The organism is Streptomyces sp. NPDC104581 (assembly GCF_055583685.1).
In genome coordinates this window covers 90,002-109,446 of the sequence record NZ_JBVJNN010000015.1, presented here as the reverse complement: position 1 = coordinate 109,446, position 19,445 = coordinate 90,002, and the positions used below count along the sequence as shown (strand labels likewise).

The following is a 19,445-nucleotide window of genomic DNA, read 5'->3' as shown; positions in this document are numbered from 1 at the left end:
TCAGCCCAGTGGGGTGACCGCCGGGCCGGCCGTGCGGAGCGTGATCGTTCCGCCCGGCCGGCCCGGCCGTGCGTGGCCGTCCGGGTGCTCCGCGCGGCGGAGTTGGCGGTCGATGGCGCGGTCCCTGAGGTGCCCGATGAGACCGGGAAGGGCGAGAAGGCCGAAAAGAGCGAGTACGACGAGGTAACCACCGATTGCGTTCATGGCTCCACTCTCGTCGTTCCACGGCAGAAAGAGCAGTGGCAGGACTGTCATGAACCATCGAATTACTGCCACACTGCTTCCATGCTGAGAAACGTGGCGGTCGTCCTGCTCGACGGAGTGCACCCCTTCGAACTCGGTGTGCTCTGCGAGGTGTTCGGTCTCGACCGCAGCGCGCAGGGGCTGCCCGTCTACGACTTCGCCGTCGTCTCCGCCGAGGGCCCCGTCCTGCGCACGCACGCCGGATTCACCATCTCCGCGCTCCAGGGTCTCGACCGGCTGGAGGAAGCCGATCTGATCTGCGTGCCGGCCGGGGACACCTACGTCGTCCGGGAGTACCCGGCCGAACTGCTGGACGCGCTGCGCCGGGCCGTGGACCGGGGCGCGCGGGTGCTCAGTGTCTGCGCGGGCGTGTTCACCCTCGGCGCCGCCGGACTGCTCGACGGGCGGCGCTGCGCCACCCACTGGATGCACTCGGCCGAGCTGGCGGAGGCGTACCCGCTGGCCGATGTGCAGCCCGATGTGCTGTACGTCGACGACGGACCGGTCGTCACCTCCGCCGGGACGGCCGCCGGCATCGACGCGTGCCTCCATGTCGTACGCCAGGAGCACGGCCCCGAGATCGCCAACGCGATCGCCCGCCGCATGGTGGTCCCGCCGCACCGCGACGGCGGGCAGGCGCAGTTCATCGAGCGCCCGCTGCCCACCCCGTGCGACACGGTGGGCGGGGTCCTCGAATGGATGGAGCGGCATCTGGACAGCGAGATGACCGTCGAGCAGCTCGCGGAGCGGGCCCATATGTCGCCCCGTACCTTCGCCCGCCGTTTCCAGCAGGAGACGGGGACCACCCCGTACCGCTGGCTCCTGCGCCAACGCGTACTGCTGGCACAGGAGTTGCTGGAGGGGACGGACGAGACGGTGGACACGATCGCCGGCCGGTCGGGGTTCGGCAACGCGGCGGGGCTGCGGCACCACTTCCTGCGCACGCTCGGGACGACCCCGAACGTCTACCGGCGCACGTTCCGGGGCCCCACGCGCGTCGCGTGAGGCCCCGGAACGGGACGCCGTCAGAGGTCGGCGGAGATCGGGGCGTCAGATCCCGCAGCTGGGCGCGGACCAGAAGCGGCCCGAGCGGTGGTCGACGTGCGCGTGGTCGTTGTGACCGGGGTAGCCCGGGCCGAGAATGCCGTTGAAGCCGTGGTTCCGCGCGTTCTGGGCCAGGGCGCAGAGCGTGTGAGGTCCGGCCCCGATGTCGGCGGCGTCGCCGTAGAGGTGGCGGCTGCTGCTGGCCCCGCCGACCGCGTTGTTGCACGCGACCGAGCGGAATCCGCTGGTGACACGGAGCGGCTGGTCACCCATCGCGTGCCGCATCGCCTCCAGCTTCCACATGGTGCGCAGGGCGTTGGACTTGGCGGTCGCCGCGCTCACCGCACCGCCCGACCAGTCGGAGTTGCAGTTGTTCAGCTCGGCGTAGGTGAAGTGGATCGGCGTGCAGTCGTCGTCCTGGAGCTGGTAGATCTTGTTGAACGTGTTGGGGCCGGCGACCCCGTCGGCGGCGAGCCCGTACGCGGACTGGAAGCGCTTGACCGCGGCGGCCGTGGCCGGTCCGTACGCGCCGTCGATGGCGAGGACGGCGCCGTTGCCCGCGTGGCCGGCCACGCGGATCTGGAGCTGGGTCACGGCGGCGCCGCTGGACCCCTGGGAGAGGGTGCCGGACCACGTGTAGCAGCCGTCGGCCTGGGCGGGGCCGGCGGTGACCACCGCACCCGCCCATGCGAACGACAGGGTCATGACAAGGCTGAGCAGAAGTCTTGAGGTACGTCGAAGCATCGGGTCTCCAGATTCGCGAGGCGAGATGTACGGCAGAGAGTGGCGCAAGGGTCGACGCGCGTCAACCCGTCCCTGAACAGGGCCACTTGTCGAACCAATGGCGACGGGTCGGTATCCGGCGCGACGACTGACGGCCCCGCTCCGGGTGTCCGGAGGGGGCCGTCAGTCGTCGTCGGGTGCGGAGGGCCGGACCGTCAGACGGTCGGACCACCAGGCGTTCGCGCCGTCTCAGGCGTTCGGCACGGTCTCGTAGCGCGGCGTGCCCTCGTCCATCTGCCGCAGCGCGTCCTTGCGGTCGCGCTTCGAGAGCCGGTCGATGTACAGGTATCCGTACAGATGGTCCGTCTCGTGCTGGAGGCAGCGCGCGAAGTAGCCCGTGCCGCGCACCTTGATCGGCTTGCCGTCGACGTCCTGGCCCCGGACCACCGCGTAGTCGGGCCGGGCCAGCTCCGCGTACGCCGTCGGGACGGACAGGCAGCCCTCGTTGCCGTCCTCCAGATTGCGCGCCCCGGGCGGGAGTTCGTCCAGCACCGGGTTGCACACGACGCCGACGTGCCGCACGCCGTCGTCGTCCGGGCAGTCGTAGACGAAGACCTTCAGGTCCACGCCGATCTGGTTGGCGGCCAGGCCCACGCCCTCCGCCGTGCGCTGGCTGGCGAACATGTCGTCGACGAGTGCGGCGAGCTTGTCGTCGAACTCGGTGACGTCCTGGCACTCCTTGTGCAGGACCGGATTGCCGACGACGGTGATCGGGCGCGACGTGCCGCGCTCGCGGTACGCCAGCTCACGCGCCTCCGCGTCCTGCGTGTCGACGACGAACCCCTCGTCGTCCACGATGCCCTCGGTCGTCTGGTCCGTCTCCTGCTGCGCCATGTCCGCAGTACGCCTTCCTCGGTACCCGCTGCTGCCTGTACACCGCTGCCTGCGCGATGTGCCCGTACAGCCTACGGCCCGTCGTGGCGCCGTCCGCAGCCCCGCCCGGAATCCGGCCCCCTCCCCGGGCACGTCCGTAGCCGGCGCGGGGCCGTACGTCAGCAGACCTCTTCGAGATCCCGCCACTCACGCGTCTCCGGGCTGTCGGCCACCCAGCCGTCGAGCAGCCCCTTGACCAGTCCGGGCGGCGCGGCTATCCCGCACTCGCGCTCGGGCACCCACAGCTCGCCCTCCGTACGGTGCCCGAGCGGCCCCGGATGTCCCGGCTCGCTGTGGTCGTGCGGATCGAGGTGCTCGCCGTCGCCCTCGGCGCTCGGCATCCGGCTCTCCGAGCAGGCCCGGCAGAGCAGCCGTACGGAGGACGACCAGTCCTCCGCCGCGAAGCCCGCGTCGGCCGCCAGCCGCTCCAGGGCGTCCCGGTCGGACTCGGTGGCCGCTTCCAGCAGGACCACCCAGGTCGGTACGGGCGACGGGGCCCACAGCTCGATCTCGTCGAAGACCGGGAAGGCCCGCGCGGCGCCGCTCGACCCCGCGGCGGTCGTGCGCTCGCCGTTCGGCACGCCGTCGTGCAGGACGACCTCGCCCCAGCGGCGGCCCGACGAGGGCAGCGGGATGGACAGGATCTCGATCCGGGCCGGGTCGAGCCTGCGGCCCCAGACGACCTCGGCCTCGCCCTCGGGGGAGAGCCGGACGGCCGCGCTGCCCAGCTCCATGCCGACGGGCTCGCCGGTCGCCGCGGCCGTGTACTGGTTGCCGGGGACCTTGAGGCCGTACGCCTGCCAGGCCCGCCGCGCCAGCGGCCAGTCCTGGAGCGCGGTGGCCGCGATGCCGACGTTCCACCAATCGGGTGCCCCGGCCTCCTTGTCGAGCAGCGCGACGGCGCGCAGCCCGGCGGCCCGCGCCTGCTCCCAGTCGTGCCGGAACTTGTGCAGCAGGGCCAGGTTGAACCAGGACTCGGAGAGCCAGGGCTCCAGATCCGCCGCGCGCGTGAGCAGCGCACCCGCGTCCTCGTACCGTCCGTCGCCGATCAGCGTGAACGCGCGGTCGGTGGCCTGCCGCCACGAGGCGGAGGGCCGATGCCGTACCTTCCCGAAGATCTTCACGATTCCCGCCTGCCGGTCGCTCGGGTCTGTGCCCCCGTACACCCTCTTGGACTCCTCTTCGCATCCAACCATGCCCGGTCGGACGCTCGCTCCTTACCCATGGGTTACCCAGCCCGACCAGGGGTCAGACCACCACGTGACAGGACGCGCGCCAGCGATTCCACGACCTCCGGCTGGTAGTCGTGGCCGGTGCCGAGGCGTAGTCGCTCCAGTGCGCTGAGCGGCCCGGTCGCCCCGGCGCCGCCGCTCGCGCCCGCCGTGGCGAGGTCGTCGTACGCGTTGACGGCGCGGACGATCCGGGCCGGCAGAGGCTGTTCGCGGTACGGATCGGCCTGCCGTTCCACGACGACGGCGACCGCCGACGGGACTCCGGTGCGGCGTACGACGGCCCCGCCGAGCAGCGCGATCCGCCGCTGCTCGGTGACCGGCAGCAGGGCGGTGGCGCCGTCGGGCACGGGGTCGACGAGCGAGAGCTGTCCGATGTCGTGCATCAGCGCCGCGTGTTCGAGGACGGTCAGCTCCGTCCCGGAGAGCCCCAGCTCACGGCCGACCGCGCGGCTCAGCTCGGCGACCCTGCGGGCGTGGCCGTGGCGGGTGTACCCGGCGATCTCGGTGGCGCGTGCGAGCGAGGCGATGGTCTGCCGGTAGGTGGTACGGACCGCCGCGTACCGGCGGAAGGACAGCTGCGTCAGCAGCAGCGGCACACAGAAGACGGGCAGCGCCCACAGTCCCGCGACGGCGACGCCCAGGGCCATCACCGCGCCGGTCGCGCAGACGGCCGAGCCGATGCCGATGAGGGCGCGCAGTTCGTCACGCAGGAGCGGCCCGTACGGATGGCGGGTGCGGGCGCGCAGCGTCAGCGCGGAGATGACCGCGTCGCACAGGGCGGTGAGGATCAGCAGGAGGAGGAGCAGAAGCGCGTAGTACGGGCCTTCGCCGACGCCCCTGCCCAACTCGCCCGAGGCGACGAGCGGCTGGAAGCAGACGGCGGCGAAGCCGGTGGTGAGCACACGGCGGGCCACGTGGTCGAGCGCGGGGCCCCGCCCGCGGGCGACGTGCGGTACGGCGCCGAGGAGGACCGCCGCGACGACGACGGCGACGGTCTGGAGCACACCGTGCTCGGCCGGCCGGCCCGCGCTCTGCCCGAGCAGGGCGTACGCGAGGGCCCCGGCGGCCGCGAGGGGCGCGGGCTCGCGCTCGCGCTCGCCGGGGAGCGCGCCGTGGCGGAGGAGTTCCCCGAGGGTGATGAGCACACCGAAGGCGAGCGCGTTCCGGGGCTCGACGACGCCGTGCCACAGCGTCCACCCGAGCCCCAGCCCCGCGAGCCCGAGCGCGGCCCCGCGCACGGCGGCGACGGTGCGGGAGAACCGTCCCGCCGAAGCCCACCCGGCACTCACGGCGACCCGCCGAGGGTGCGGCGGTCCTCGGTGCCACGGACGGCACGGCCGGGGGCGCGGCGGGCCCTGCTGCCGCGGGCAGCACTGCCACCCCGGCAAGGACGGATGCCGCAGGCGCCGGCACGGCAACGACACGTGCCACGGACAGCACTGCCGGGTGTACGGCAGGCATTCGTGCCGCAGGCAGCACTGCCGCAGGTGCCCGCACGCCCAGGACACCTGCCACGGACAGCGCTGCCGCTGGCGCCAGCCCGGCAGGGACACATGCCGCAGGCGCCGCCCCGGCAAGGGCCGGTTGGGGCCGGGCGGCGGGGGGTCCACCCGCCGGATGAGGAGCCCCGGGGCCCACGCCGGGCGCCGTCAGCGGGCGGTGGGGGCCGTCGCGTGCTCACGGAACGCCGCTGGGGCGGAGGCGGACGGTGCGTTCTCCGTCTCGTGGCGGCGCGCGCCGCGTTCACGCGTGGCCGCCGGGCGCCCCCGGGATCGTCGGCGCCGGGGGTGGGCCGTTCGGGTGGCGGGTCGGCGGAACATCCTTACGAGGGGCGGCGACCGCGCTCCCCGGCACCGGGGGACGCGCCACCTCCGGCCCGGGTCGCGGCTCGTCCGACGTCACCGCCGTCTGCCAGCCATGACGGTCCAGCGCCCGTACGAGCGCCCGCACCATCCTGAGGTCGAACTGGGAGCCCGCGCAGCGCCGCAGCTCCGCCAGCGCGGCCGGTACCGGTCGCGCCCGCCGGTAGGAGCGGGTCGACGTCATCGCGTCGAAGGCGTCCGCGACGGCGACGACCCGTGCGAACTCGGGGATCTCGGCGCCCGCCAGTCCGTACGGATAGCCGCTGCCGTCGAGCCTCTCGTGGTGGTGGAGGATCGCGGACCGGGCCTCGCCGAGGAAGTCGATGCCGCGCACGATCTCGTGCCCGTACTCGGGGTGCAGCTCGATGACGCGCCGCTCCTCCGGGGTCAGCGGCCCGTCCTTGCGCAGCACGCGCGTGGGGACGCCGAGCTTGCCCACGTCGTGCAGGATCCCGGCGAACCGGAGGACCTCCAGGCGTTCGCCGTCCATCCCCAGCTCCCCGGCGATCATCGCCGACGCGCGCCCGACGCGCTCACTGTGGCCGCGTGTGTACCGGTCCTTGAGGTCGACGGCCTGCACGAGCGCCCTGATGGTCGCCTGGTGGGCCGCGCGTTCGCGGTGGTACTGCGCGAAGACCCAGCGGGAGATGTACATCGGCAGCAGTACGAAGAGCGCGGAGAGCGGGCCGTACGGGCTGCGCCAGAGGACGGCCATCATCAGCCCGGCCAGGGCGTGCGCTCCGTAGGGAGCGAGTGAGCGCGACAGCAGGCCGCGCCAGGCCGTGCGGACGGGGCGCCGGTCGGCGGTGACGAGGATTCCGCCGTCGAGCGCGCTCAGGACCAGGCAGAGGGCGAGCGCCCCGGCCCCGGCGGGCAGCAGGACGTACGGGAAGTCGGGGACGCCGTGGCCGGGCGCGGTGGCGGTGCCGCCGAGCGCGGCCGGTCCGCCGAGGAGCCGGTGGGCCTGTGCGGCGGCCCAGACGGCGATGGCGAGCTGCGCCGCGCGCCAGACACGGCGCACCCCGGCCGGCCGCCGCGTGACCTGTCCGGCCAGCGCCCCCGGGACGGCCACGAGCGCGGCGGCGGCGGGCGGCAGCAGGTACGCGGCGGTGAGCAGCACGGGAAGGAACGATCCGGCGGCGGCGGGGGCCGGGCCGCCCGCCCGCCTTCCCGGGAAGCGGCGGGGGGTGGGCGTCTCGCAGAGCGCGTACAGCGCGCCGAGCAGCAGGACGGCGGGCCACAGGCTCTCCGTTCCCGTCCCGGCGTCCGGGCGCAGACCGGGCAGCGCGAAGGCGGGGAGCACGCACGCGAGGGCGGCCAGCACGGCGCAGCGGATGTACGCGCGTGCCGCTCCCGGAATGGCGTTCACCCCGCTCTCACCCCGCACCCGCCCCCTGTGCCTACGGCCCGAAAGGAAGGGCCAGGCTAGCCAGTTGGGCGTCGCCCCACCGGTGTGCGGCGGCGATTAGCACCATCGGGTGATACGTGGCCGAAACGCACGCGGGGCGCGCCGCGATGTGCGCGGCGCGCCCCGTGGGCGTGTCGTCAGGGCGGCCCGGCGGCTACTCGCCGGCGGTGGCCGTCCGGTCGGTGTCGACGGCTGTCACGTCCCGCTCGGGCACGGCGTGACCGGCCCGGATGAGGTCGATCCGGCCCATGACCTTGGCCCGCAGGTCGGTCGGGACGTCGTCGTGCCCGCAGCACCGCTTGACCAGTTTCTTCACGGCCTGTTCGAGTCCGTACTTCTCCAGGCACGGCGAGCACTCGTCGAAGTGCTCCTCGAACTTGGTGCAGTCCTTGTCCGGCATCTCCCGGTCGAGGTACTCGTAGAGATGGTCGAGAACTTCGGCGCAATCCGTCTCGTGCGGCTCTCCGCAACTCATGAGCCCGAGCCTTTCCGATCGTCCGACGACTCTCCGGCGCCGGCCGGGGCGAGCCCGCGCTCGCGCGCGTAGTCCTCAAGCATGCCGCGCAATTGACGCCGGCCACGGTGCAGTCGCGACATCACCGTACCGATGGGTGTCCCCATGATGTCCGCGATCTCCTTGTACGCAAAGCCCTCTACGTCGGCGAGATACACGGCGATGCGGAACTCCTCGGGAATCGCCTGGAGCGCTTCCTTGACGTCGGAGTCGGGCAGGTGGTCGAGGGCCTGGGACTCGGCGGAGCGCAGCCCCGTCGACATGTGCGACTCGGCGCGCGCGAGCTGCCAGTCCTCGATCTCCTCGGCGGCGCTGCGCTGGGGCTCACGCTGCTTCTTGCGGTACGAGTTGATGAAGGTGTTGGTGAGGATGCGGTACATCCACGCCTTGAGGTTGGTGCCCTCACGGAATTGGTGGAAGGAGCCGTACGCCTTGGCGTAGGTCTCCTGAACGAGGTCCTCGGCATCGGCCGGATTGCGCGTCATGCGCAGCGCGGCCGAGTACATCTGGTCGAGATAGCCCAGTGCGTCCCGCTCGAAGCGGGCGTTGCGCTCGGCGGCTGACTCTTCCCTGTGGCCGTCGTCGGTCCCTGTGTCGGTCCCAGTGACCGGACCCACCTCCTCCAACGCTGCGGCGGGCCCGAAGGCGGACCCACTCGAATCGGAGAATAGTCGACCTTGTGCCGGGGCGTGCCCCGGCGCCGTCCCGGCGGACGGCCGGACGGGCGCGGTCCTGGGTGCGGAGAGCACCGTCCACTCCACTTCGGTGGCGTGCGACCGGGCGGGGCAGATGGTCGAACCCATGCGACGGACTCCCTTTCCAGGATCTGTGTACCGACATCTGGCACAACAGCCGCCGCCCACGACGCATTCCCGGGTGCGCGGCCACGCTCCGTCAGCGGGCCGGCTGTGACCGGATCCACTCCGCCACGCCGTCGGTGAGGACGGTCAGGGCCTCGTCCTGGGTGATCGTGGCGCGCTTGGGGACGGTGAAGGAGTGGTCTCCGTACGGCACCTCCAGGAGCTGGTGACCGCCGCGGGGGAATTCGGCGGGTTTCCCGAAGGGGTCGTTCCCGCCCTGGACGACGAGGGTCGGGACTCCGGCGCCGAGCAGTTCGTCGGCGCGGGACTTCTCCGGCCGGCCGGGCGGGTGCAGGGGGAAGCTCAGGGCCAGTACGGCGTGGGCGCCCAGCTCGTCCGCGGTGCGGCAGGCCACCCGCGCCCCCGAGCTGCGGCCGCCGGCGACGACGGGCAGTCCGCGCTTCGCCAGCGCGGGCCACAGGGCCCGCCAGCCGGTGTCGAGGGTCCTGGGCGCCGGTGCCAGCTTCTTCCCGGCGACCCGCCACGGCTGCTCGACCAGCGCCACGCTCACCCCGAGCGGGGGCAGCGCCGCGGCGAGCGCCCGGAGGTCGCGCGCCTCGATGCCGCCGCCCGCGCCGTGGCCGAGGGCGAGGACGAGCCGCACGGCCGTCCCCTTCTTGGGAGGGTGCCAGGTGATACGGGCGTCGCCCGCGGGGGTCTCGACGGTCTCGCTCTGCATACGCACCAGGATCACACCGGCGCGCGGGAACAGCGGGGACCCCCTGCCGTGCGGGGCGGGCGGCCTCCCGGGGAACGGCGTCCGGGGACGCTTCCTGCGTGACGCCGCCCGTGGACGGCCCGGGGCGCCGCCGTCCGGCCCGCCTCTGGGTCCTGTCTTCGAAGTAGCGCCGTCCGCCCGCAGGGCGGGGCCCGCGGCGGCCGGCGCGGTGCCTCGCGAGGCGGAGGACCGGTCTCGCACGGGGCGCACCCGGCCGTCGCGGACCAGGCGGGACTGTGCAGACAGGACCTAGAAGAGGGTGCTCTCCTCGGGGGCGGCCAGCTCCGCCAGCAGTTCGGGACCGTTGTTCCGCACGTTGCTGACGGCCGTCGCCACGGGGTAGGCCCGCATCAGCCCTTCCGGGGGCGGCGCCAGCAGCTCGCGCAGCTGCTCCACGTCCGTGCGGGCCGGATCCAGCCAGGCGTCCCAGCGGTCGGGGGTGAGCATGAGCGGCATCCGGGGGTGGATGTCGGCGAGCGACCCCGGCCCCTCGGCGGGGGCGACCCCGAGCGGAGCCGTCTCCGCCTCGGTGGTGATGACCGAGCAGGTCACCCACCAGGCGTTCGGGTGGTCGTCGGGCAGGGTCTTGTCGCGCCAGAACTCGTACAGGCCCGCCATGGCCATGACCGACCCGTCGGCCGGTGTGACGAAGTACGGCTGCTTGCGGGGGCGCTTCTTCTTGCCCTGCTCCTCCAGCCGGCGCTCCTCGGGGGCCGTGACCCACTCGTAGTAGCCGTCCGCCGGTATGAGGCAGCGCCGGGAGGCGAAGGGCCGCCGGAAGGACGGCTTCTCGTGCACCGTCTCGGCGCGGGCGTTGATCATCCGGGCGCCGCCCTCGGGCGTCTTGGACCAGGACGGCACGAGCCCCCACCTGAGCGTGCGGAGCTGCCGTACGGGGGCGGGGTCGTCGGCGCCCTTCAGCGGGCGTTCCAGGACGACGCAGACCTCTTTGGTGGGTGCGACGTTCCAGTCGGGCGCGAGGGTCTCCGCCGGCTCCCACTTCTCGACGTCGAAGAGGTCGACGAGATCCTCCGGCCTCCGGCTCGCCGCGTACCGACCGCACATGTTCGACCACCCCTTGCCCCTGACCCGGCGCACTCGCGCCGGATCACGCTACCGACACCCCTCCAACCCTCGCAGATCGACCGGTGCCGGTGTGCGGTGCGGGGCGGGACGGCAGCGGACGGTGGTCCGGTCGCCGCCGCCCTGTCGGGACCGGGGACGATCCCGGCCCCGACAGGGACGGACCTCGGCTCCGCCGTGGTTCCGGTCAGCGGATGTTGACGTCGACGCAGGCGTAGAACGCGTTCGCGGTGTCGAAGACGTTCCAGACGGCCAGGACCTTCTGGTTGCCGCGAATGCTGCCGAAGTTGACGTTGTGGCTCACGGTCGCGCCGGGCTGGGCGCCGCCGTCGTTGAACTCGGCCACCTTGGTGTTGCCGACGAAGTACTGCCAGGTGCTGGTGCGGTGCCGCGCCGTCAGCGTCCAGGTGAACGTCTGGTTGGCGCTGATGTTGGAGCGCTGCCAGCCCTTGCTGTCGTCGTTCAGCTCGGCGAAGCGGCCGACGCCGCCGTGGCAGTTCTTCTGGCCCTTCGGGCCTTCGACGCTCTGCGGCTCCCACTTGATGTCGCCGCAGGAGACGACGCCGGTCTTGCACTGGTCCTGGCGGCTGGCGGGCGAGTTGATCCAGCCGTGGGCGCCGGCGGTCGGGGCGGGGAGGGTGACGGCGATGATCGGGGCGACCGCCGCGCTCAGTACGAGGCCGAGGCGAGTTTTCTTGTGCATGACAACTCCTTCGTGGTGACGCCCGGCGGACCGGCGCCGAAGGCGCGCGGACTCCGGCCCGCGAACGGACTCACTGCGTGTGGGGAACTCGCGAAGGTGCACGAACAGTTGCATCGACAGCCGGTGAGGTCCGGTGACGGTCCGGCGCCGGAGCTGTCGCGGGGCTTTCCATTCTTCGATGTTCTACTAGGTCTAGACCATGACAGCCGCTCTCGGGCGGCGTCAAGACTTGAACTGCCCTTGACCACACGTGGCTTGAAAGACCCCGGCGGCCGTGCGGGCCGCCACCATTCACCCAAGTGCCACACTGCGACGACGCACATCCTCCTAAGGAGCCGCCCGAGCGATGACCAGCACCGACCCCAGCGCCCTCGCGGCCGCCCCCATGGGCGATCTGTGGGACCGCGTCTTCGGCACCCAGCCCGTCCCCGAGGACTGGCTGGTGATCGCCACGGCCGTCGTCGCGCTCGCCGCCGTCGTCCCGCACTCGCTCTGGCGTCTGTCCCGCAACGCCGTCACCATCGCCCACGAGGGCGGGCACGGTCTCGTGGCGCTCCTCACCGGCCGCAAGCTCGACGGCATCCGGCTGCACTCCGACACCTCGGGTCTGACCGTCAGCCGCGGCAAGCCCACCGGCATCGGCATGATCCTCACCGCGGCGGCCGGGTACACGGCCCCGCCGCTGCTGGGCCTGGGCGGCGCCTGGCTGCTCGCCGCGCACCACATCACGCTGCTGCTGTGGCTGGCCACGGCGCTGCTGCTGGTGATGCTCGTGATGATCCGCAACGCGTACGGGGCGCTCACCGTCGTCGTGACGGGTGCGGCCTTCCTGCTGATCTCCTGGCTGACCGGGCCGACGGTGCAGGCCGCCTTCGCGTACGCGGCGGTGTGGTTCCTGCTCCTCGGCGGCGTACGGCCGGCGTTCGAGCTCCAGTCCAAGCGGCGGCACGGCGGAGCCCCCGACTCCGACGCCGACCAGCTCGCGCGGCTGACGCACGTGCCGGCCGCGATGTGGCTGTTCCTCTTCCACGCCGTCTCGCTGTGCTCACTGATCGGCGGGGGCAGCTGGCTGCTCGGCCTGTAGCGCCCGCGCCGGCGCGGAGGACGCGGCCGTGGGAGCCATCGGGACCGCGGGGCGGACGCGGCACTTCCGCGAGCCGGTCGACGCCCCCATACCACCTTCGTATTACGCCCCGATTTCAACGTATTTGATCGAGATCGGGGCCGTTGTACAGCCATTAAAGTAAAGGCCATGACCGAAAGCGCCGTGCACCCTGCCCCCTGGCCCGCCCCGTACGCGAGCGGGGCCGTCGATGCGACGGTCACCGTGCCCGGATCGAAATCGGTCACGAACCGCGGACTCGTGCTCGCGGCGCTCGCCGCCGAACCCGGCTGGCTGCGCCGCCCCCTGCGCTCACGCGACACGCTCCTGATGGCGGACGCCCTGCGCGCGATGGGCGTAGGCATCGAGGAGACGGTCTCCTCCAGCTCGGCCGCGGCGGGCTCAATGAACCCCGCGCGCGGCAGCGGGGACCCGTCCTTCACCGGCGAGGCGTGGCGGATCTTCCCCAACGGACTACACGGCCCGTCCACGGTCGACGTCGGCAACGCGGGCACGGTCATGCGCTTCCTGCCGCCCGTCGCGACCCTCGCCGACGGCCCGGTCCACTTCGATGGCGACCCCCGCTCCCACGTACGCCCGCTGGGCGGCGTCATCGACGCCCTGCGCGCCCTCGGCGCCCGCATCGACGACGAGGGCCGCGGCTCGCTCCCGTTGACCGTGCACGGCGGCGGCGCGCTGGACGGCGGCACGGTCGAGATCGACGCCTCGTCGTCGTCCCAGTTCGTCTCCGCGCTGCTGCTGTCGGCCCCGCGTTTCAACCAGGGCGTCGAGGTACGGCACGTCGGCGCCACCCTCCCGTCCCTGCCGCACATCCGGATGACCGTCGACATGCTGCGCCGGGTCGGCGCCCAGGTCGACGAGCCGGAGACGGGCGGCGAGCCCGATGTGTGGCGGGTCTCCCCCAGCGCGGTCCTCGGCCGCGACCTGACCGTGGAGCCCGACCTCTCCAACGCCCAGCCGTTCCTCGCCGCCGCCCTCGTGACCGGCGGCCGGGTGACGGTACGGGACTGGCCCGCCCGCACCACACAGCCCGGCGACGCGCTGCGCCGCATCTTCACCGAAATGGGCGGTTCCTGTGAACTGACCGAGCAGGGGCTGACGTTCACCGGCGGCGGCCGGATCCACGGCATCGACGTCGACCTGGGCGAGGTCGGCGAGCTGACCCCCGGCATCGCCGCGGTCGCGGCCCTGGCCGACGGCCCCTCCACCCTGAGCGGCGTCGCCCATCTGCGGCTGCACGAGACGGACCGGCTGGCCGCCCTCACCAAGGAGATCAACGAACTCGGCGGCGACGTCACCGAGACCGCCGACGGGCTCCACATCCGCCCGCGCCCCCTGCACGGCGGCGTCTTCCACACGTACGAGGACCACCGCATGGCGACGGCCGGATCGATCATCGGCCTCGTCGTCGACGGCGTGGAGATCGAGAACGTCGCGACGACCTCCAAGACCCTGCCCGATTTCCCGCTGATGTGGACCGAGATGCTCGCGGGAGCGGGAGCCTGACGCGATGCGCCGCTACGGCAAGAACCCGGACGAGGACGACATCCGCTCCCGCCCCAACCCCAAGGGCAACCGACCGCGTACGAACATCCGTCCCAAGCACGAGGACGCGGCCGAGGGCATGGTCCTGACCGTCGACCGGGGCCGGCTCACCTGTCTGGTGGGTGACACCGTCGTCCTGGCGATGAAAGCACGCGAACTCGGCCGCAAGGCCGCCGTGGTCGGGGACCGGGTGTCGCTCGTCGGCGACCTGAGCGGGAAGAAGGACACGCTCGCGCGCATCGTGCGGATCGAGAAGCGGCGCTCCGTACTGAGGCGCACCGCGGACGACGACGACCCCTTCGAGCGCGTGGTCGTCGCCAACGCCGACCAGCTCGCCGTGGTCACGGCGCTCGCCGACCCCGAGCCCCGGCCCCGGCTGATCGACCGCTGTCTGGTCGCGGCGTTCGACGCGGGTCTCGAACCCCTGCTGATCCTGACCAAGTCCGATCTGGCGTCGGCGGACGAACTGCTGGAGACCTACCGGCCGCTGGGAATCCGATACGTCGTCACGCGCCGGGACGAACTGGCGAGCGGCGAGGCGGCCGACCGCGTACGCGAACACCTCGAAGGACGGACGACCGCGTTCGTCGGCCACTCCGGTGTCGGCAAGACGACGCTCGTCAACGCCCTCGTACCGGACGACCGGCGGCGCACGACCGGGCAGGTCAACGCGGTCACCGGGCGTGGCAGGCACACCACCACCTCGGCGCTCGCGCTGCCGCTGGAGAAGGCGGACGGCTGGGTGATCGACACTCCCGGCATCCGCTCCTTCGGCCTGCACCACGTCGATCCCTCGCGCGTCATCCTGGCCTTCCCGGATCTCGTACCGGGCACGGAGAACTGCCCGCGCGCGTGCAGCCACGACGAACCGGACTGCGCGCTCGACGCGTGGGTGGCCGAGGGCCACGCCGACCCGTCGAGGCTGGACTCGCTGCGCCGGCTGCTCTCCACCCGGGAACGGCGCGAGGGCGACTGATCCCGCCCCGTTCTCCGCCCACAACCACCCTTAAGTGCATAAACTCACCACGTCCCGGCAAGCCCTGCCAAGGGTTGCCGAGGCGTGGAAGAGACGCGGTGGGCGATACGGGGAGACAGAGACGATGGCATGGGTGCTGGTCGTGGTCGCGGGGCTGCTCGAAACGGGCTTCGCCGTCTGTCTCAAGCTCTCCCACGGATTCACCCGGCTCTGGCCGACCATCGCCTTCGCCGTCTTCGCGCTGGCCAGCTTCGGTCTGCTGACCCTCTCCCTCAAGAAGCTGGACGTCGGACCGGCGTACGCGGTGTGGACCGGCATCGGCGCGGCGGGTACGGCGATCTACGGGATGATCTTCCTGGACGACCTGGTCTCCACGCTGAAGATTGTCTCGATCTCACTGGTCATCATCGGGGTCATCGGCCTCCAGCTCTCGGGGTCGTCGCAGCACTGACCGGCGCCATCGGCCCGGTGACGGCCGCGCGCACCAGACGTCCGACGGGCTCCCCGTCGGGCGCGACGACATGCGCCAGCGCGAGGCGTACGGCCAGCTCGCAGCGGAAGGCCAGCTCGGCGGACTCGTCCTTCGTACGGAGGGCGGGGTCGGCGGCGCGGGCCGGTGCGACGGAGCGGCCGTTCTCGGGCCGGAGGGGGTCGGACCGGAGCTGCTCGGGCCGGGCCCGCTCCGCTCCGGGGTGGGCAGGCGTACGCCCCTGCTCGGCGCGCGCCTGCTCCGCCCTCGCCTGTTCGGCGCGCGCCCGCCGCACCCGCCCGGCCTGCGCGCGCAGCGCGTCGGTACGCGGTGGGTCGCTCCTGAGCTGCTCCGTACGGCCCCGGCGGTCCGGCCGCGCCGGGTCCAGCGCGGCCACGGCCCGGTTCCGTACCGCCGCCACCAGCTCCGCGGGCGCGGGCGGCCCCGCGTCCGCGCGGCGCTGGGCGGGCGCGCCCCCCGGAGGGGCGGCAGGGCGCAGGGGACGCGGCGCCGGCTGGCGCTCGGTCCAGCCGTCGGTGAGCAGGGCGCGCAGCAGGGGTCTGGAGCGGGCCTCGGACACCGTCCACTCGGCGACCGACACCAGCCGGTCCACCGGGTCAGCCGGCTCGGCCAGCAGCCGCTCGACGCCGTACAGGTAGAGATCCGCCTCGCGCCGTACGAGCGCGCGGGCGAGACCGTCCTTGCTGCCGAACTCGTTGTAGAGGGTCTGCCGCGAGACCCCGCCGGCCGACGCGACGTCGACCATCCTGACGGCGGACCAGGACTGGTCCGTGAGCGCAGAAAGAGCGGCGTTGAGTAGGGCTTCACGCGCTGTAGGCATCGTCGCCTCCCGGGCCGTTCGGCTCCGCACTCAGAGTTGACGCAGCCTCGGGCGCTGTCAAGAGGACCGGATACGGGTCCGGCCGCCCGCCGGCCGGCCGCGGCAATGGCCCGTAGCCCGATCTCGGACGCTGTCGATACTGTGATGACCATGCCCGATTACCACGATGATCTGCGACTCGCCCATGTCCTCGCGGACGCGGCCGACGCCGCGACGATGGACCGGTTCAAGGCCCTCGACCTGAAGGTCGAGACCAAACCGGACATGACCCCGGTGAGTGAGGCCGACAAGTCGGCCGAGGAGCTGATCCGCGGCAATCTCCAGCGCGCGCGGCCCCGTGACGCCGTGCTGGGCGAGGAGTACGGCATCGAGGGCACCGGGCCGCGCCGCTGGGTCGTCGACCCGATCGACGGCACCAAGAACTACGTGCGCGGCGTGCCCGTCTGGGCGACGCTGATCTCGCTGATGGTGGCGGGCGAGGGCGGCTACGAACCGGTGGTCGGCGTGGTGTCGGCGCCCGCGCTGGCGCGCCGCTGGTGGGCGGCGAAGGGCGGCGGCGCGTACTCGGGCCGCAGCCTCTCCGCGGCGACCCGGCTGCACGTCTCGAAGGTCTCGCGCATCGGGGACTCCTCGTTCGCGCACTCGTCCCTGAAGGGGTGGGAGGAGCAGGGTCGCCTCGACGGGTTCCTGGATCTGACCCGGGCCTGCTGGCGCACGCGCGGGTACGGCGATTTCTGGCAGTACATGATGGTCGCCGAGGGTTCCGTGGACATGTGCGCGGAGCCGGAGCTGTCGCTCTGGGACATGGCGGCGCCGTCGGTCGTCGTCCAGGAGGCGGGCGGGCGGTTCACGGGCCTGGACGGGCGTCCGGGGCCGCACAGCGGCAACGCGGCGGCGTCGAACGGGGTGCTGCACGAGGAGCTGCTCGGCTATCTGAACCAGCGCTACTGACCGGCGCCCGCCGGCGCCGAGCCGAGATTTTACCGTCGGCGATAGGCCATCCGGGGGATGAGGAATCCTTGGGGCGCCGGGGGCGTACCGCTCCGATCATCGCGCGCCGGGTCCCTCGCCCCGTCCGCCCCCTTGTTGACTCACCGTGCCGGTGCCACTCTGAGACTACCCCCACTTGTGAACTTGTGAATCCGTTCTCCAGCAGAGGGACCGGATCACCTAGGAGGTGGCTCCATCCATGCTCGTCCGTGACGCCATGAGCACGGTGGTCCTCACCATCGGGCCCACCCACACACTCCGCCAGTCCGCCCAGCTGATGGCGGCACGCCGGGTCGGCGCGGCCGTCGTCCTGGACCCCGACAAGAGCGGCCTCGGGATCATCACCGAGCGTGACATCCTGATCTCGATCGGCGCCGGCCAGGATCCCGAGGAGGAACTCGCCGGGACGCACACCACCACCGAGGTCGTGTACGCCTCACCGGTCTGGACCCTGGAGGAGGCGGCCGAGGCGATGACGCACGGCGGCTTCCGTCATCTGATCGTCTGCGACGACCGGGAGCCGGTCGGCATCGTCTCCGTGCGCGACATCATCCGCTGCTGGGCCCCGGCGGCGCGGCGCCCCTCGGCACTGACCGGCTGAGATCACGGCGGGCCGGGAGACGCCGGCGGGACGGTGGTGGAAATCGGGTCCGTCCCGGAACCCGGCCTCCACCACCTCATCGGCGAGGGCCGTCAGCCGCGCAGTGCCTGGACCGCGCTGTCCAGCCTCTTGCCGAAGTCTCCGTCCGCCCGGCGGAAGTTGCCGATGGCCCGCTCGGCGATGTCGTCGCGCGAGACCTGGGAGATGAACCGCGCGAGGTTGTCGACGAGCCGGGCCTTCTCGGCCTCCGGCATCAGCCGGTAGAGATTGCCGGCCTGCACGAAGTCGTCGTCCTCCGCGTGGTGGGGCGCTTCGGTGCTGCCGGTGGTACCGGTGACCGGGAGGGGCTGCCAGAGCGGCCTGTCCGTCTGGAACGGGCCGCCGAAGCTGTTCGGCTCGTAGTTCTTGGCGCCCTTGTGGCGGCCGTCGTACAGGAAGCCGTCGCGGCTGTTCGTCCGCGCCTCGGTGGCGTGCGGACGGTTCACCGGCAGATGGTCGGCGTTGACGCCGACGCGGTAGCGGTGGGCGTCGCCGTACGCGAACAGCCGGCCCTGGAGCATCTTGTCGGGCGACGGGCCGATGCCGGGCACGAAGTGCGCCGGGCTGAAGATCGACTGCTCGACCTCGGCGAAGATGTTCTCCGGGTTGCGGTTGAGCTCCAGCTTGCCGATCTCGACGGGCGGATAGTCCTCGTGCGGCCAGACCTTGGTGAGGTCGAACGGGTTGAAGCGGTAGCCGGCCGCGTCCGCCGCGGGCATGACCTGGACCTGCACGGTCCAGGACGGGAATTCGCCGCGCTCGATGGACTCGCGGAGGTCGCGCTGGTGGCTGTCGGGGTCGGCGCCGGCGAGCGCGTTCGCCTCGTCGGTGGTGAGGTTCCTGATGCCCTGGTCGGTCTTGAAGTGGTACTTGACCCAGAAGACCTCGCCGGCCTCGTTGTTCCACTGGTACGTGTGCGAGCCGTACCCGTTCATGTGGCGCAGCGTGGCCGGGATGCCCCGGTCGCCGAAGAGCCAGGTCACCTGGTGTGTCGACTCGGGGCTCAGACCCCAGAAGTCCCATACGTTGTCGGCCTCCTGGCTGCCGGTGTACGGGTCGCGCTTCTGGGTGTGGATGAAGTCGGGGAACTTGAGGGCGTCCTTGATGAAGAACACCGGGGTGTTGTTGCCGACGAGGTCGTAATTGCCCTCCTCGGTGTAGAACTTCAGCGCGAAGCCGCGCGGGTCGCGGACCGCGTCGGCCGAGCCGAGGTTGCCGGCGACGGTGGAGAACCGCAGGAAGGTCTCGGTCCGCTTGCCGGCCTCGGAGAGGAACTTGGCACGCGTCCACCGCGACACGTCACGGGTGAGCGTGAACGTGCCGTACGCACCGGCGCCGCGGGCGTGCACGACGCGCTCGGGAACGCGCTCGCGGTTGAAGTGGGCGAGCTTCTCCAGAAGCGCCTGGTCCTGGACCAGAACGGGGCCACCGGCGCCGGCCGTCTCGCTGTTCTGGTTGTCGGCCACCGGCGCGCCGGCCTCCGTGGTGAGCGGTCCCTGCGTCACGTGCGCCTCCTGGTCTGCCTGCTGAACCCGTCC

The 19,445-nt window shown here is 72.3% G+C and carries 19 protein-coding genes and 1 pseudogene; 7 read left to right on the top strand and 13 right to left on the bottom strand.

Annotated features, from left to right (window positions below):
- Positions 1-204 carry a hypothetical protein gene (locus ACZ61E_RS15130; RefSeq protein ID WP_469700080.1) on the bottom strand — a complete coding sequence of 68 codons (204 nt, stop codon included), beginning with the start codon at positions 202-204 and terminating at the stop codon, positions 1-3.
- Positions 205-285: 81 nt separating this feature from the next.
- Here ACZ61E_RS15130 and ACZ61E_RS15125 point away from each other — a divergent pair, with 81 nt between their 5' ends.
- Positions 286-1,248, top strand: a complete 963-nt coding sequence (locus ACZ61E_RS15125; protein WP_469700079.1) for a GlxA family transcriptional regulator — start codon at positions 286-288, stop codon at positions 1,246-1,248.
- Between the two features lie 45 nt (positions 1,249-1,293).
- On the opposite strand, the gene ACZ61E_RS15120 is transcribed toward ACZ61E_RS15125, so the two are convergent.
- The 10 genes from ACZ61E_RS15120 to ACZ61E_RS15075 form a co-directional block, all read right to left on the bottom strand.
- On the bottom strand, positions 1,294-2,031 hold the full coding sequence (locus tag ACZ61E_RS15120; RefSeq protein WP_469700078.1) for a D-Ala-D-Ala carboxypeptidase family metallohydrolase: 738 nt from the start codon (positions 2,029-2,031) through the stop codon (positions 1,294-1,296).
- A gap of 228 nt (positions 2,032-2,259) precedes the next feature.
- A complete protein-coding gene (gene def / locus ACZ61E_RS15115; RefSeq protein WP_469700077.1) occupies positions 2,260-2,904 on the bottom strand; it encodes a peptide deformylase in 645 nt (214 codons plus the stop codon).
- A gap of 158 nt (positions 2,905-3,062) precedes the next feature.
- Positions 3,063-4,067, bottom strand: coding sequence for a tetratricopeptide repeat protein (locus ACZ61E_RS15110; RefSeq protein WP_469700116.1), 1,005 nt, complete (start codon positions 4,065-4,067; stop codon positions 3,063-3,065).
- A 104-nt stretch (positions 4,068-4,171) separates the two neighbouring features.
- Positions 4,172-5,464, bottom strand: coding sequence for an HD-GYP domain-containing protein (locus ACZ61E_RS15105; protein ID WP_469700076.1), 1,293 nt, complete (start codon positions 5,462-5,464; stop codon positions 4,172-4,174).
- A 454-nt stretch (positions 5,465-5,918) separates the two neighbouring features.
- Entirely contained in the window at positions 5,919-7,406 is a 1,488-nt protein-coding gene (locus ACZ61E_RS15100; RefSeq protein ID WP_469700075.1) for an HD-GYP domain-containing protein, read from the bottom strand.
- Between the two features lie 193 nt (positions 7,407-7,599).
- On the bottom strand, positions 7,600-7,920 hold the full coding sequence (gene rsrA, locus ACZ61E_RS15095; RefSeq protein ID WP_469700074.1) for a mycothiol system anti-sigma-R factor: 321 nt from the start codon (positions 7,918-7,920) through the stop codon (positions 7,600-7,602).
- A complete protein-coding gene (locus ACZ61E_RS15090) occupies positions 7,917-8,576 on the bottom strand; it encodes a sigma-70 family RNA polymerase sigma factor (RefSeq protein ID WP_069627276.1) in 660 nt (219 codons plus the stop codon). The genes rsrA and ACZ61E_RS15090 overlap by 4 nt, the downstream gene beginning before the upstream one ends.
- Positions 8,577-8,853: 277 nt before the next feature.
- Positions 8,854-9,498, bottom strand: a complete 645-nt coding sequence (locus ACZ61E_RS15085) for an alpha/beta hydrolase family protein (protein ID WP_469700073.1) — start codon at positions 9,496-9,498, stop codon at positions 8,854-8,856.
- A 288-nt stretch (positions 9,499-9,786) separates the two neighbouring features.
- On the bottom strand, positions 9,787-10,602 hold the full coding sequence (locus ACZ61E_RS15080) for an SOS response-associated peptidase (RefSeq protein ID WP_469700072.1): 816 nt from the start codon (positions 10,600-10,602) through the stop codon (positions 9,787-9,789).
- Between the two features lie 205 nt (positions 10,603-10,807).
- Positions 10,808-11,323 carry a lytic polysaccharide monooxygenase auxiliary activity family 9 protein gene (locus ACZ61E_RS15075; RefSeq protein WP_147873945.1) on the bottom strand — a complete coding sequence of 172 codons (516 nt, stop codon included), beginning with the start codon at positions 11,321-11,323 and terminating at the stop codon, positions 10,808-10,810.
- A gap of 346 nt (positions 11,324-11,669) precedes the next feature.
- Between ACZ61E_RS15075 and ACZ61E_RS15070 the strand changes: the two genes are divergently transcribed.
- The 4 genes from ACZ61E_RS15070 to ACZ61E_RS15055 all read left to right on the top strand — a co-directional run bounded on the left by ACZ61E_RS15070 (position 11,670) and on the right by ACZ61E_RS15055 (position 15,418).
- Entirely contained in the window at positions 11,670-12,407 is a 738-nt protein-coding gene (locus ACZ61E_RS15070) for a M50 family metallopeptidase (RefSeq protein ID WP_469700071.1), read from the top strand.
- A gap of 168 nt (positions 12,408-12,575) precedes the next feature.
- Positions 12,576-13,952 carry a 3-phosphoshikimate 1-carboxyvinyltransferase gene (aroA, locus tag ACZ61E_RS15065; protein ID WP_469700070.1) on the top strand — a complete coding sequence of 459 codons (1,377 nt, stop codon included), beginning with the start codon at positions 12,576-12,578 and terminating at the stop codon, positions 13,950-13,952.
- Between the two features lie 4 nt (positions 13,953-13,956).
- Entirely contained in the window at positions 13,957-14,967 is a 1,011-nt protein-coding gene (gene rsgA, locus ACZ61E_RS15060; RefSeq protein ID WP_469700069.1) for a ribosome small subunit-dependent GTPase A, read from the top strand.
- Between the two features lie 124 nt (positions 14,968-15,091).
- Complete coding sequence (locus ACZ61E_RS15055) at positions 15,092-15,418, top strand: DMT family transporter (RefSeq protein WP_147873948.1); 327 nt, start codon at positions 15,092-15,094, stop codon at positions 15,416-15,418.
- Between the two features lie 403 nt (positions 15,419-15,821).
- On the opposite strand, the pseudogene ACZ61E_RS15050 reads toward ACZ61E_RS15055, so the two are convergent.
- Positions 15,822-16,277: pseudogene (locus tag ACZ61E_RS15050) on the bottom strand (TetR/AcrR family transcriptional regulator); the annotation flags it as partial.
- A gap of 150 nt (positions 16,278-16,427) precedes the next feature.
- Here ACZ61E_RS15050 and hisN point away from each other — a divergent pair.
- Entirely contained in the window at positions 16,428-17,228 is an 801-nt protein-coding gene (gene hisN, locus ACZ61E_RS15045) for a histidinol-phosphatase (RefSeq protein ID WP_469700068.1), read from the top strand.
- 238 nt (positions 17,229-17,466) lie between these two features.
- Positions 17,467-17,868 carry a CBS domain-containing protein gene (locus ACZ61E_RS15040; RefSeq protein ID WP_469700067.1) on the top strand — a complete coding sequence of 134 codons (402 nt, stop codon included), beginning with the start codon at positions 17,467-17,469 and terminating at the stop codon, positions 17,866-17,868.
- Positions 17,869-17,960: 92 nt separating this feature from the next.
- Here the strand turns inward: ACZ61E_RS15040 and ACZ61E_RS15035 are convergent, their stop codons facing one another.
- On the bottom strand, positions 17,961-19,412 hold the full coding sequence (locus ACZ61E_RS15035) for a catalase (protein WP_469700066.1): 1,452 nt from the start codon (positions 19,410-19,412) through the stop codon (positions 17,961-17,963).
- Positions 19,413-19,445 lie beyond the last annotated feature (33 nt).

Bases quoted from the DNA above. Each gene is read 5' to 3' on its own strand.
- def (WP_469700077.1), bottom strand. From the start codon at position 2,904: ATGGCGCAGCAGGAGACGGACCAGACGACCGAGGGCATCGTGGACGAC.
- ACZ61E_RS15130 (WP_469700080.1), bottom strand. From the start codon at position 204: ATGAACGCAATCGGTGGTTACCTCGTCGTACTCGCTCTTTTCGGCCTT.
- ACZ61E_RS15055 (WP_147873948.1), top strand. From the start codon at position 15,092: ATGGCATGGGTGCTGGTCGTGGTCGCGGGGCTGCTCGAAACGGGCTTC.
- ACZ61E_RS15120 (WP_469700078.1), bottom strand. From the start codon at position 2,031: ATGCTTCGACGTACCTCAAGACTTCTGCTCAGCCTTGTCATGACCCTG.
- ACZ61E_RS15080 (WP_469700072.1), bottom strand. From the start codon at position 10,602: ATGTGCGGTCGGTACGCGGCGAGCCGGAGGCCGGAGGATCTCGTCGAC.
- hisN (WP_469700068.1), top strand. From the start codon at position 16,428: ATGCCCGATTACCACGATGATCTGCGACTCGCCCATGTCCTCGCGGAC.
- ACZ61E_RS15125 (WP_469700079.1), top strand. From the start codon at position 286: ATGCTGAGAAACGTGGCGGTCGTCCTGCTCGACGGAGTGCACCCCTTC.
- aroA (WP_469700070.1), top strand. From the start codon at position 12,576: ATGACCGAAAGCGCCGTGCACCCTGCCCCCTGGCCCGCCCCGTACGCG.
- rsrA (WP_469700074.1), bottom strand. From the start codon at position 7,920: ATGAGTTGCGGAGAGCCGCACGAGACGGATTGCGCCGAAGTTCTCGAC.
- rsgA (WP_469700069.1), top strand. From the start codon at position 13,957: ATGCGCCGCTACGGCAAGAACCCGGACGAGGACGACATCCGCTCCCGC.
- ACZ61E_RS15075 (WP_147873945.1), bottom strand. From the start codon at position 11,323: ATGCACAAGAAAACTCGCCTCGGCCTCGTACTGAGCGCGGCGGTCGCC.
- ACZ61E_RS15040 (WP_469700067.1), top strand. From the start codon at position 17,467: ATGCTCGTCCGTGACGCCATGAGCACGGTGGTCCTCACCATCGGGCCC.
- ACZ61E_RS15085 (WP_469700073.1), bottom strand. From the start codon at position 9,498: ATGCAGAGCGAGACCGTCGAGACCCCCGCGGGCGACGCCCGTATCACC.
- ACZ61E_RS15070 (WP_469700071.1), top strand. From the start codon at position 11,670: ATGACCAGCACCGACCCCAGCGCCCTCGCGGCCGCCCCCATGGGCGAT.